Genomic DNA, 12933 nt, shown 5'->3' with positions numbered 1-12933 from the left:
GTGTGAAAACCCTGATTGCTCTTTGCCTTTTAATATTAAGCTCGCAGGCCCTGGCAGCTCCCAAAAAAGAACTGCTGATTGGTGGAGCTTATTACAAGAAAATCATCCGTACAAAGGATCTCATTGCCGACATCATGCCTCCGCCGGCCTTTATCATTGAATCCTATCTCACGACACTTCTGCTCTTAAACGAAACAGAAATGGCGATGAAGGACAAAAAGATTGACCCATTGGAACTAAGAAAAATCAAAAATATGATCGAAGAGCTTAGGATGCTAAAAGAAGGCATCAGTGGCAGTGATGAAATCGAAGGTTACTTTGAGAGAATTAAAATCTGGAAAAAGGATTTGCCTGAATCTCGCTTAAAAGAGCTGATTGTTGTTCACTCCGCTCAGGAAGCAAAGAACTTCTACTCCATCGCTGAAAATAAGTTCATTCCCCTGCTTCTAAAAGGCAATGTCCGCGAAGCCAAAGTTATTCTAGGTGAACTAGGCAGTGCCTATAACATGCATAAGACAATTGTCGAAGATGCCGTTCAGCTGGCCCGTAAAGACATTGAAGAACTGGAAAAAGAAACACTCAAATCTAAAAATCAAAAAGACAAAATGATTAAGAGTGACGCCTATACAAAAATTCTTCTTTTAAAAGACTTAATCTCAGACATCCTTCCTCCACCTGCCTTTATCATTGAGTCCTACCTCAATGATCTGGAGATGATTTATAAAGTCGAAAGAAATGGCGGCCCTGGAAAAGAGTTTGAGGGGCTTAAGAGAAAAAGCGAAGAATTGGAAAAGACCTATGTGACTCGTTTTGATTACTGGAAAAAAAATCTGGATGACAAAAAATTAAAAGACACCTTCGTTTCTGGAAATATGTCAGTCTTTTTTAACATCCAAAAGAATACCTTCCTTAAGGCCTTGAATAAAAATGACCTGGTCGAAGCCAAAAAAATTTTTAACAGTGAGCTCTCGCCTCTGTATGAGCTGCACAGGCAAAACATCGACTCAATAGTGATCCTGGCCGATGAACAAATGCTGGTCCTGGAAACTGAAATCGTTTCCAAACTTTCAAAATAAAAAAGGCCCTTTTCAGGGCCTTTTTATTTAAGCAACTCTTCCTTCAATCGTGTATTTTAAATCAAGCACCAGCCCATTGAGCTTTCGTGCCTGTCCAGAGAGCTCTTCCGAAGAAAGGGCCATCTGTCTTGAAGAATCTGCATTGATCTGAGTGGCCTGATCCAGCTGCCCCATCGCGCGGGAAATCTCACTGATCCCCTTACTCTGCTCTTCCGAAGCGACTGTGATATCAGAGACCATTCCGTCGACATCCCCAACGTGAGTAACAATTTGATCCAGAATTTCATTGCATTCATGGGCCACACTAATACCACGCTCCACCTTACTCTTTCCTTCAACCATAAGAACGCCAACTTCTTCTTTGGTTTTATTAACGATGCTCTCAACTTTAGCTGTGCTTGCTGTGAGCATGTCTGAAATTTCCTGAGCGGCATTTCCACTCATCGTTGCCAGGTTTCCAACCTCTTCGGCCACCACGGCAAAGCCCTTTCCTTGCTCCCCTGCTCTGGCCGCTTCAACTGAAGCATTAAAAGAAAGGAGTTTTGTCTGAAAAACGATCTCGTTAATGACTTTCGTTTTATTAGAAATCTCATGGATTACTTTAATAATCTCTTCGATATTTGCGTTGTTGTTATCGACTGTTGTCATCATCTTTTGGTTTGAGTGATGAATGTCTTCAATCGCCTGGATCATCTGCTCAACCGAGCGCTTCCCGACCTGTGCAGACTGGGCACTCTTTTTTGAAACAGCATTTGATTGCTGAGCGTTTTCTTGATTCTTTTTAACCATCGCCGAAAGCTCTTCCGTTGAAGCCGTCGTCTCTTGAATAGCTGCGGCCTGCTCATTTACACTTGAAGAAAGCTCCTCGCTCGATTGAGCGATATTATCTGAAGCTTTGGCCACGACATCGGCCCCTTCAGAAAGACTAACCGTCAGCTCTCTTAATTGAGTCGTAAGTCCAGTAGAGATGAAATACGCGATAAAGGCCCCAAAAATGAACCCAAGGCCAACTGTTACCATGGTTATCATATCCGCCATATTAGAGGTTTTAGCGGCCATATCCGCCCATTTATGAGACTCATTCACCTGGAACTCTGTCAGAGTGTCCAAGGCCTTAAAAAAGCCATCTCTTGAAGCTTTTAGTTCAGTTCGGTAGATATTCCCAAACTTCACCTTATCTTCCATTTTTGAAGAGCGGGCATACTGAGGCATCTCTCTAAAAAAAGGCTGCATCTTAAGCCAATTTGAGTTCACCTCTTCGTAAAGGGCCGCTTCCCCTTCCACAAAAGGAACAGCTTCATACTTCTTTCTGTATGTTTCATATTCTTCGAGGTGCTTTTTAATAGAATCATCAATACGGGCCATATCTTCCGGAGTATTCCCTTCAATCGTATATTGAAGCATTCGTCTTAAAATCTCTCTGGAGCTTGAATCCAGGTGTTTTAAGATAATCGAGTTCTCCAGGTTGATCTTGGCCACGTGATCGTATTGAGAAGTCGTTTTATTCAATAAATGAATATTCACGCCACCAACAAAAAGTAAAAGAACAATAAGCGCTCCAAATGAGGCCCTTAATTTGAAATTGAGACTTCTAGATTTAAACATGCATTCCCTCGCTGTTAAACCTATTATCGAGAATAATTAAGCAGAATCTAACTTAATTGATTCTTAATTTAAAACCATGCTTATCAGAATAAAAAAGGCCACCCGAAGGTGGCCTTTCATTTGTTAGAAATGTGTTAGAAAAATTAAGCCGACTCTACCGTTTTTTTCGTAGCAACAGTCGCTGTTCCTGTAGCTGGCGCCGGAACTTTTCTTGGACCTTCCACTACTTTTGGAGACCCTTTTCCAGAAACGGAATCAACTGTTACAATAACCTTACAAACCTTTTCGTTTGCCGGTACATCATACATTACGTCAAGCATAGACTGCTCAAGGATCGCGCGAAGACCGCGGGCCCCTGTTCTTCTATCAAGCGCCTGGCGAGCAACTTCTTTAAGAGCATCTGGTTCGAACTCAAGTTCGATTCCTTCGTATTCAAAAAGTTTTGCATACTGTTTTGTAAGAGCGTTTTTTGGCTCTGTTAAAATTGAAACTAATGCCGCTTCATCAAGTTCAGTCAGCATAGCGTTTACCGGAAGACGTCCGATGAACTCAGGGATAAGACCGAATTTTGTTAAATCCTCAGGCTCGATCCCTCCAAGCTTTTCAATCATTGATTGCTCAGCTTCTTGTTTTTCTGCCATTAGACCCATTGGTCTTTTTGTCATTCTCTTCTCGATGATTTTATCCAGACCTACGAAAGCACCGGCACAGATGAAAAGAATGTTTTTTGTATCAACTTGAATGAATTCTTGTTGAGGGTGCTTGCGTCCACCTTTTGGTGGAACTGAAGCGATTGTCCCTTCTACGATTTTTAGAAGTGCCTGCTGAACACCTTCACCCGAAACGTCGCGAGTGATAGATGGGTTTTCAGACTTTCTGGCAATCTTATCGATCTCATCGATATACACGATTCCGCGTTGAGCGCGCTCAACATCGAAGTCACAGTTTTGAAGAAGGTTCAGGATGATGTTTTCAACGTCTTCCCCTACGTACCCTGCTTCCGTTAATGAAGTTGCATCAGCGATTGCGAATGGAACGTTCAAAAATTTCGCCAGAGACTGGGCAATTAACGTCTTACCAGATCCCGTTGGACCCGCTAAAAGAATGTTTGATTTAGCTAGTTCTACAACATCACCCTTGCGAGTGTCGCCCGACTTGTGAGCAATTCTCTTGTAGTGGTTGTGAACGGCAACCGAGATAATTTTTTTCGCTCTATCCTGTCCGATAACATAGTTATCCAAGTGAGCTTTAATCTCGTGAGGCTTAGGCACATTATCAACAACGGCCTTTGCATTATTTTTTTGTGAGTCTTCAAAGATAATATCGTTACAAAGCTCGATACACTCGTCACAGATATAACATCCAGGACCAGCAATCAGTTTCTTCACTTCTTTTTGTGACTTTCCACAGAAGTTACAGTGAAGAGCACTTCCGAAATTCGCTTTTTCTTTTGTCATTTTGATTTCCTTTCTCTAAATCCACTGACCTATATTTTATTAACTATTTTTTTAGTTTTCTTCCGCTCTTATCAATAACAACGTCGATTAACCCAAGCTCAATGGCCTTGTGTGGGTTTAGATAATTATCACGGTCAGTTTCTTTTTCAATACGCTCCATAGTCATACCAGCGCTTGAGTGGCGAACATAGATCCCGTTTAGTTGTTTTTTTAGGTCCTGAATCTCGTTAGCTTGGATCTGAATATCAGAGGCCTGTCCACGAGCACCACCCAATGGTTGGTGAATCATAATGCGCGAGTGTGGCATTGAGTGTCTGAACCCTGCTGCTCCCGCCGTTAAAAGAAGAGATCCCATTGATGCCGCCATCCCCACACAGTATGTGTACACTGGGCAAGAAATGTGTTGCATAATATCGTAAATCCCAAGACCAGCGTAAACCGATCCCCCTGGGCTATTAATGTAAAAGTGAATTGGAGCGTCTGCATCAGACTGCTCTAGGAAAAGCATTTGCGCAATCAGTAGGTTTGCTACTGTATCGTTAACTTCTGTCCCTAAAAACACAATACGATCTAGAAGAAGTCTTGAATAAATATCGTACTGTCTCTCCCCTCTCGCTGTTTGTTCAATAACAATAGGGTTAGGGATATAGGCTTTTGGATCCATCTTTCTCTCCATAAGAAGTTGATTCGTTTAATACATTTCGTCTCTTTATCGGCTCGAAGGCCTTAAATCTTTAACTATTTAGCTTACTCTTAAAGCAAAAAAGAACAAGGCATAAGTGTGCGTTATTTTTGGTTTTTGTCAGGTTTTTTAACCTTGATCTCTGAGCTTTATCCATTTAAAGTTAGCCTATATTTTTTTATTACCACCAACCTAACTATTTTTTATGGAGGCTCACATGTCTAGATTAGTTGGAAAAATTGCTCCGGATTTCACTGCAGAAGCTGTTGCTAACGGCGAAATCAAAAAACTTTCTCTTCACAAAGACTTTGCAGGTAAGTGGAAAGTTCTTTACTTCTACCCGCTAGATTTCACGTTCGTTTGCCCTACAGAAATCACAGCATTCGAAGACAACCTTGCAAGATTCAAAGAACTAAACTGTGAAGTTATCGGTTGTTCTGTAGACTCTGCTTTCTCACACCTTGCTTGGACTCAAATTGAGCGCAACAAAGGTGGCCTTGGAAAGATGGCCCACCCTCTTCTATCTGACCTTACAAAGACAATTGCACGCGATTACGACGTTCTTGCTGACGACGCTGTAGCTCTTCGTGGAGTATTCGTTATCGACGATAAAAACGTTATCCAAACATGCACAGTAAACAACCTGTCAGTTGGACGTAACGTTGAAGAAGTTCTACGCACAGTTGAAGCTTACCAATACACAGCTAAGCACGGTGAAGTTTGCCCTGCTGGTTGGACTAAAGGTTCTAAGACAATGAAGGCAGATCCAAAGGGATCTCAAGAGTATTTCGCTACGCTAAAGTAATATTTTCATAGGGCGGGGGTCCAAATCCCGCCTTTTTTCTCTGCTTTTTATTTATCTCCACCTGAATTAATTACATCCCCTCACAATAAATTTGAAAAGTCGTGTTTAGTGCCTTAAAACGCTCAAAATCTTTGGGGGATGGGAAAAATGAATATCGACGGTGAGAATCTAGTCAGTCTAGATCAATGGAAAACGCAAAAGAGAGAAGGAAACTTCTCTGATTACCTTAAAGTTTTAAGCTTCAATGATCTTATGAATGAATCAGACAGCCTGATGGATCAGTTGAAGAGAAGCGAAGAAATGGATGACCTTTTCTCAAAAACGCGCGTGATGATGAATGAATTCACGAACCGTCTGGAAAAAGAATCAAAGCATTTAGCAGACTCTGTAAAAGACCTTAAAAAACAGATCGAAGACAAGCTTCACTAGCATGAAAATTCTCTTCTCTTGAGATGGCCTAAGAGAAGAGAATTTCAATTATCCTAAAACACAAATCTCGTCTTAATTAAGTTAAACTCAAATCCAAAAGTATTTCCAACACCACCAAAAATATTTGTCCCAGAAGACTTAATATCTCCAGAGAATCGTCTATAGCTAAACTCTCCGCCAAATCCAATTAACAGCTTAGGATTAACCTTAAAAAGGACATCTAGTGACGGCTGGAAAACAAAGGCAAAGCCTTCGACACTGGCAGTTCCCGACTCTGATTTTTCATAACTTCCACCGATCTTATTTGACTGCTCCATAATTAACTTGTCATCATTGACTAGTTCAAAAGAAGCGTAGAAGTAAGGATAAATAATAGTGCTTCTTATTTCCTCTTTAGCGATCTGAACGTTATTGCTCTTAGCTGTCGCCTCAGCGTCTGTTACGTTCAACCCCAGTCCTCCTCCAAACTTGTGTCCGTTTACTTTTGCATACACAGCAAGCTCAGAACTCTCTTCTCCATCTTCAATCTCAACTTCAGCAAAGCTTCCCCACCCTTCATTCTCAAAGCCAAATTTAAAGTCGAGTGGCATAAGTTTTAATTTAAATTCACTTCCCTCAAGCTCCAGCTCCGGGTTATTTTGCATTGTATTTTGGTTAGATTCAAAATCCACGTAAGTCCCGGTCATTCTCAGAGGATTGATTTCCAGGAAGAACTTTGAGCCTTTAATCTCATGGTAGATTTTATCTACTTTAGCCACCGACACCTCCACTGCTGACTTTGGCAAAGGCTCTCTTTGGGCAGGAAGGGCAACATCCATTTCAAGGGGGGCCGGAGAAATAACGGCCGCAGGCGCTTCATTTTTTTCTGGTGTGGGTGGGGGCTGAATCACTACAGACTCCTGCGCGGTAACTGATGCAGAAAAAAGTAGAGATAAAACGAGGGTCGTTTTCATAATCATTCCTTGATAAAACTCTTGATAAATTATCTAGTTAGTTTGACTTACAACCCGATTTAAATCAATTAAATATTCTTTCAAGAATAATCCCGCATATTTTCGTCTAGTTTTTTTACACCCCTGGAGTTTTTTACAAAACCCCCCATTTTAACCATTAGCTAATCCATAATAAGGAAATTAATAAACTCACGTGCTGACTATTGTATGACAGAAAAAATACAGCAGTCTCATGCCTCGATTGAAGTCCATCCAGCTTTAATCTATTTTGTAGGAAATGGAGAAAACTATGAAACTAACAAAATTTGTAATTCCTATGATGATGACTGCTCTACTACTAGGGCAAAACCTAAAAGCAGCTGAAGAAATCACTCTTCCTGTTATTACGAAGCCGGCCATCCTGGATGAAGGGACACAAAGAGTGCTTTCACCTGATCAAATTGCAGAGCTTCTTCCATGGGCAAAAGATTCAAAACTATTTTTAACTGATGCGCTTAATGATCTAGACAGCATTCCGATGTCTCTAAAGGTTGAAAGACTCCTGCAATCAATTAAGCAAGTCGTTCAAGACAGTGGTTCAAAAAACTCTGAACTATTTATGAGATACATTCTAAATCGTGGTCTGGCAGTTAACGATATCCTAAGTAAAGAAGTGGATATGGATGCTATCGGTAGTATTGATGCCCAATTCAGAATCCTGAGACAGACAGTTGAGATGGCCATTAAGTATTACGACATCGATATGACTATCATTAACAAAAAAGGAACGGCTCCTTTTAAGGATTTTGGGGTTGAGTATTTTAACTTCCTGACAAGTCTTAATAACTCAATCTTCGATGCTTCTGCTCAATACAATATTCAAAGAACGGCACTTGAGTTTTTACAGTGGGACCTTTACCGCGACTTAAACAACAAGTCGTTTGCTCCTCAGATTGTAAAAATCAATAATAACTTAAAATTTTTCCCGGTAAGAAAGATGCGTGATGCTGAGTCGATCGCTCTTATCCGTCAGATGAAAAAAGTGACAGTGGGAATGGAGCTTGGGATTCGCAAAGAAGAGCGCTCTAATGAAGACACATACAAACGCCCAGAGGGATCGACATCAACAGAAACAAGAATTGATGATAACTTAAAAATCGGTGACTCTGTTTTAGTTAGCGGCTACCCTGGCTCAATCGTTGCTGTCCGTGCTGATGGCTCTATTATGGTTAGAAAAACAAGCGGAGAAGTAGTCACTACAACAACGTCTGCAATTGGGTACGTAAAAGGATGTGTTGATGGTTTTTGCGTTGGCGAAAGAGTCCTGGAAGGTGGATATGATGCTGTCATCACAGGAGTAAAGAAAAATAAAGAGATCCTGATTTACAGGTCTGGATGGTCATACTCTGAAAGCAGAACATCGGCCAACCTTGGAAAAAAAGATGGCTGTAACAATGAAAAATTTTGTGTCGGGCAAAGTGTTATTGATAACACAGGTTACCCTGTGACAATCACAGGTATCAGAAAAGACAATAAGCTTTTTGTTTTCCAAAAAGGCTGGTCTTACTCTGAAATCCGCGACTCTTCATCTTTAGCTAGAACTTCAGGATGTGCCGGACGTAATGTTTGTGTAAAGGATGCTGTTTATCTTTCTAACGGACAATTAGCAACAGTAACAGGAATCGTAAATGCGACAACTGTACGAGTGATTGTTTCTGGATGGAGCTACTCAGAACTACGCACTGTAGAATCATTAGGGCTTACAAAATAATTGTATTATAAACTTTCGAGAGACTGATAGTCATGGAGGACTTTCGCTCTTAAAAGAGGAATTTTCATTCGGCGGTCATAACCCAATAAGTGTGCCACTGTCCTCAATGTCTCAAGCTGCTCAGTCCTGTTTCCAAGCGATTCAAACAAACTCAAAAGATAAACAGTATTTTTCGCGAACGTCTCAACGTATTGGAAGATTGTCAGCTTAAAATCAGCTGGTGGATTATAAAACTCACACCCAATGAAATTGATAAAAACACGGTCAACATTAGACTGGTTTTCAAACGATCTCACCATGCGCACTTTAGTTTTTAAAATCACACGCGGGAAATCTTCGACCGAAAGCTGCTTTAATTCATCCAGCGGCATCCCGTGAAAACGCGGATACTGAATAACATTTAAAGCAATTGGAAGAGAATTGATTTCGGGAATATGAGGGAGTTCCGATAAAAGAACTCCCCCTTCTGAAATGTTTAAAATGCGGGCCTTGAAAACGTGCTCATCGTCGACATAAAGAGCTTGCGACTTTAATGGGGCACGTAAGTATTTTCTCTGCAGTCTAGGATCGGCCATTTTCTACTCGATCACCTATAAAAGTTTTGAAGCCACTTCTGAAAGTGGAGATCTCTCACCAACTTTTAGAGTTGTGTGAGCGATGATTTCTTCAGTTTTTAAACGCTCTACTACATAAGCAAGACCGTTATTAGTCTCATCTAAGTAGGGCGAGTCAATCTGCTGAGGGTCCCCTGTTAAAACGATTTTTGTGCCTTCCCCTGCTCTCGTAACGATTGTTTTGACTTCGTGTGGAGAAAGGTTTTGCGCTTCATCGACAATCAGGTATTGACCAGGAATTGAACGACCACGGATATAAGTTAACGGTTCAACGTGTAACATCCCTTGGTTGATCAGCTCTTCATAAGAAGTTCCGGCCTGTTTTCTATTTTGGTTAAAAAGGAAATCCATGTTATCGAAGATCGGCTGCATCCATGGAGCAAGTTTTTCGTTTACGTCACCAGGTAAGAATCCCAGGTCGCGTCCCATCGGTTGAATTGGACGAGAAACTAATAAACGAGAGTATTTTCCTTGAACGATCGCCTTCTCTAATCCGGCCGCGATAGCTAGAAGAGTCTTTCCTGTTCCGGCCTTACCAACCAGGGAAACCAGTGCCACTTCATCATTTAATAAAGCATCTAGAGCAAACTGCTGCTCGATATTTTTTGGGTAGATTCCCCAAATCCCTTCTCTTAGTGAGATCAGAGGGACAATTCCTTTTTTACCACCGTGGTATCTTCCCAGAAGTCTTCTTCTTGGGTTGTGGAATTCCTGAAGAATAAAATATTCGTTCGGGAAAACTCCCATCTGCTCTTCTTCATCAAAAGCAAGGAAGCGGTTAGCTTCATACTCTTTTAATCTTTCGCCAGAAATTTCGTGAACACGTTGACCAGCATAAAGCTCTTCAAGTGTAACATCGACCTGACCGTAATCTTCGGCCTTAATTCCCAGCATGTCTGCTTTAAGGCGAAGGTTGATATCTTTAGTAACCAGGAAAACATCATCACCTTTTTGCTTTAAGGCCAAAGCAGAAGAAAGAATCAGGTTGTCGTTTAATGTAACGTCGATCGGAAGGGCCTTGTTGTCGACAAAAAGGTCAACAGAGATAATAAGCGTTCCGCCGCTTTCAAGTACAACACCTTCTGCAAGTGAGCCCTGAGTTCTTAGGTCATCAATGAAGCGTGAAAAGTTTCTGGCATTTCGTCCGTTTTCGTTTTGGTCTTTCTTAAAACGGTCAATCTCTTCGATTACAATAAGAGGAATAAAGACTGTGTTCTTACCGAATTTTCTAAAAGCGCTTGGGTCAAAAAGAAGAATGTTAGTGTCCAGGACAAAAGTCTTTTTCAACAATACCTCCGTGTATTAAAGACAGAGCGAAATAGTCGGATTTCCCTTATTGGTATTCGATGTCTCTTGATAAAAATTGTAGAGAATTAGATATCAAAAGAAAAGTCGAAAAGACTTAAATAGACGACGAATCTCTTAGCTTCTTGTTCGCGGAATTTAGAACCCACTTCGACGCCGTAGAATCCGGCAGTGAGTTTAACTGGCCATAACTTAAGTGAGCCACCATAAGAAAGATACCCTTCACTCCAACCAGCGTTAAGCGATAGCAATGGGAGTGAAAGTTCTGTTCCAAAGTGGAATTTGCGTGAAATATCAATTGTACTGGTTAAAGGACGAATATCGGCAGATAAAGTGTAATCAAAAAGACCAAAGTCCTGCTTGTAGGCCACACCGGTATTAACCGTCATATCCTGATCTGGAACTTCTCCAACCCCTTCTGTTTTTGTAAAACGAGTTGTCCCGACATCTAAGATAGAAACGCCGGCCGTAAAAAGACTGCGGCCTGAAGAATACGCATACTCCGCTCCTAAATCTACTCCCCAAGCTTTACCTTTAGAATAACCGAGAGCTTTTTTAAGATCGTTAATATCTGTGTTTCCCGAGTTAATTTTATTTAAAAGTGTCGTCCCAAAAAGATCGTATTGATCCGCCATCCCTTCGCGACCGACGTGTTTGACAGCGATCCCGATCGAGAGACGTTTACCTGAATTGATTTTTGTTTTAGAAGATCTTTTATTGATGCGTGAAGAGTAGGCTCCACTTCCAACGTTGTAAGCAAAACCAGCGATAAAACCGCGGTCATAGCGATAATCTACATCGAGAATGGGGTGAATCGCATTTCTTAACACCATATTGGTTTTTGAACTGGCAAAGAGGTTAAAACCAAACGTGGCCATTTTCAGCCCAGGAAAAGTCGAGGCCTGAACAGAAACCGGGTAATTGAGAATTCTATTGGCGATAGCGGCCGGATCACTTTTGGGGAAGTCTTTAAATTTATCCGGGTCATCAATAACATTTGACCCGCCAAGGTTAAAGGCAAGCGGAGTAAAACTCACTCCCTTATTTCGTCCAAGAGCGGCCGGATTGTAAAATAGTGTGTACTCGTCATCAGCAATGGCCGTGTAAGCGTCACCCATGAGTTGAGCGCGAGGGCTTCTGCCGATATAACCTACTTCCTGAGCAAATGCACTCAGGGAGATTAAGGCGATGAATAGGCTAAAAAACCTTTTACTCATTTAACTAAAGACTCAAAAAAGATTGCATAATATGAAGAAAGAGTAACTTCAGTGATATCTGTCGAAGTTTCACAGTTGGTTTGACTCAAAACATTCATTGTCGCTGTGTAGCTTGAGTCCATAGACGCTAATTCATCTTTTTTCTCTTGAATATCATTGGTCATATCTTTAATTGCATCTAGGTCTCCCCCACCGGCTGTTGCCACAATATTTGGCAAGAGATCCAAAATAGCATTCAACAGGACAACCCCCTCACACAATCTTTTTCTACGACCGCTTACCCCCAGAGCGAGCTGTGGATGTGATGAATTGGCAGAAGTGCAGGCACCTGTTTCTCCCAATCCTAAATAAGCTTGCACAGTAGAAGCATCTGTCGTCGTATAATCAGTAAAGCAGTTATTCGATCCAGAACCTCCTCCCTTTACACCAGAAGAATTTGCATCAGAATAAACTTTCATTAATTTGCCAGTTTGAACTAAAACCATAAACGCAAGTTGAGTGTTGATATCTCCTGCTTGGTTTACAGAGAAATATTTTAATCTTTCTGCTGAACTTGGCTCTACTGTAGAAGCAATTCCACCAGCATATGCAAGAATATCAATTGCTGTCTGTAGATCTCTAAACTTAGAATCATCTGTTAAAGGTGAAGTTGCGGTGACCTGTGAAGTCGAATAAAGGGTCATTCCCCCGAGAGGAGCTGGCGAAGCCGTTTTAGAAATATCATCAGCAAAAAAAGTGATGGTCGAATACCCTGCTCTACAAGCATAGGCACTCGATAAGGCCTTCAGGTAATTCGCATTTTTATTTTGTCTTCCCATGCCTTCTAAAAGATCAATGGCCGGCTGACACTCTTTTCTTGAAAGAAGAATGTTGGCGCTTAAAACAGCGTCCTTCACTTCCTCTTCCGTGCTTTTTCCACACGCCACAAAAAGCGTGCAGGCAAGAATGAAAAGAGAGTTGTTAATGAGAGATCTGAGCATGGTAAAATTCCCCTATCTAAAATTATGCCTTTTTGAGGTATAAGATGATATCAGGGGCAA

Annotated in this window: 12 protein-coding genes; 4 read left to right on the top strand and 8 right to left on the bottom strand. The window is 41.3% G+C overall.

Annotation, left to right across the window (positions count from 1 at the left end):
• The first annotated feature begins 2 nt into the window (after window positions 1–2).
• Window positions 3–1076, top strand: coding sequence for a hypothetical protein (locus AC6JA8_RS03770; protein WP_497975819.1), 1074 nt, complete (start codon window positions 3–5; stop codon window positions 1074–1076).
• A 27-nt stretch (window positions 1077–1103) separates the two neighbouring features.
• Here AC6JA8_RS03770 and AC6JA8_RS03765 read toward each other — a convergent pair whose 3' ends face one another.
• The 3 genes from AC6JA8_RS03765 to AC6JA8_RS03755 all read right to left on the bottom strand — a co-directional run bounded on the left by AC6JA8_RS03765 (window position 1104) and on the right by AC6JA8_RS03755 (window position 4802).
• A complete protein-coding gene (locus AC6JA8_RS03765) occupies window positions 1104–2681 on the bottom strand; it encodes a HAMP domain-containing methyl-accepting chemotaxis protein (protein ID WP_497975818.1) in 1578 nt (525 codons plus the stop codon).
• A gap of 143 nt (window positions 2682–2824) precedes the next feature.
• Window positions 2825–4138, bottom strand: a complete 1314-nt coding sequence (clpX, locus tag AC6JA8_RS03760; RefSeq protein ID WP_102242524.1) for an ATP-dependent Clp protease ATP-binding subunit ClpX — start codon at window positions 4136–4138, stop codon at window positions 2825–2827.
• 43 nt (window positions 4139–4181) lie between these two features.
• A complete protein-coding gene (locus AC6JA8_RS03755) occupies window positions 4182–4802 on the bottom strand; it encodes an ATP-dependent Clp protease proteolytic subunit (RefSeq protein ID WP_102242523.1) in 621 nt (206 codons plus the stop codon).
• Window positions 4803–5037: 235 nt separating this feature from the next.
• Here AC6JA8_RS03755 and AC6JA8_RS03750 point away from each other — a divergent pair, with 235 nt between their 5' ends.
• A complete protein-coding gene (locus AC6JA8_RS03750) occupies window positions 5038–5625 on the top strand; it encodes a peroxiredoxin (protein ID WP_497975817.1) in 588 nt (195 codons plus the stop codon).
• 138 nt (window positions 5626–5763) lie between these two features.
• Window positions 5764–6054 carry a hypothetical protein gene (locus AC6JA8_RS03745; protein WP_497975816.1) on the top strand — a complete coding sequence of 97 codons (291 nt, stop codon included), beginning with the start codon at window positions 5764–5766 and terminating at the stop codon, window positions 6052–6054.
• A 53-nt stretch (window positions 6055–6107) separates the two neighbouring features.
• Here the strand turns inward: AC6JA8_RS03745 and AC6JA8_RS03740 are convergent, their stop codons facing one another.
• Entirely contained in the window at window positions 6108–7007 is a 900-nt protein-coding gene (locus AC6JA8_RS03740) for a hypothetical protein (protein WP_497975815.1), read from the bottom strand.
• 289 nt (window positions 7008–7296) lie between these two features.
• On the opposite strand from AC6JA8_RS03740, the gene AC6JA8_RS03735 reads away from it, so the two are divergent.
• Window positions 7297–8757: a hypothetical protein gene (locus AC6JA8_RS03735; RefSeq protein WP_497975814.1), complete on the top strand. Its 1461-nt coding sequence runs from the start codon at window positions 7297–7299 to the stop codon at window positions 8755–8757.
• A 5-nt stretch (window positions 8758–8762) separates the two neighbouring features.
• Here AC6JA8_RS03735 and AC6JA8_RS03730 read toward each other — a convergent pair whose 3' ends face one another.
• The 4 genes from AC6JA8_RS03730 to AC6JA8_RS03715 form a co-directional block, all read right to left on the bottom strand.
• Complete coding sequence (locus AC6JA8_RS03730; RefSeq protein WP_491634143.1) at window positions 8763–9332, bottom strand: PilZ domain-containing protein; 570 nt, start codon at window positions 9330–9332, stop codon at window positions 8763–8765.
• Between the two features lie 15 nt (window positions 9333–9347).
• Entirely contained in the window at window positions 9348–10658 is a 1311-nt protein-coding gene (locus AC6JA8_RS03725; protein ID WP_102242516.1) for a PhoH family protein, read from the bottom strand.
• Window positions 10659–10744: 86 nt separating this feature from the next.
• On the bottom strand, window positions 10745–11893 hold the full coding sequence (locus AC6JA8_RS03720; RefSeq protein WP_497975813.1) for a hypothetical protein: 1149 nt from the start codon (window positions 11891–11893) through the stop codon (window positions 10745–10747).
• Entirely contained in the window at window positions 11890–12873 is a 984-nt protein-coding gene (locus tag AC6JA8_RS03715; protein WP_497975812.1) for a hypothetical protein, read from the bottom strand. Before AC6JA8_RS03715 ends, AC6JA8_RS03720 begins: the two co-directional genes overlap by 4 nt.
• Between the last annotated feature and the right edge of the window lie 60 nt (window positions 12874–12933).

Source organism: Bacteriovorax sp. HI3 (assembly GCF_059738875.1).
The sequence above is the reverse complement of the archived record's forward strand: the minus strand, read 5'-3'. Positions and strand labels throughout refer to the sequence as shown.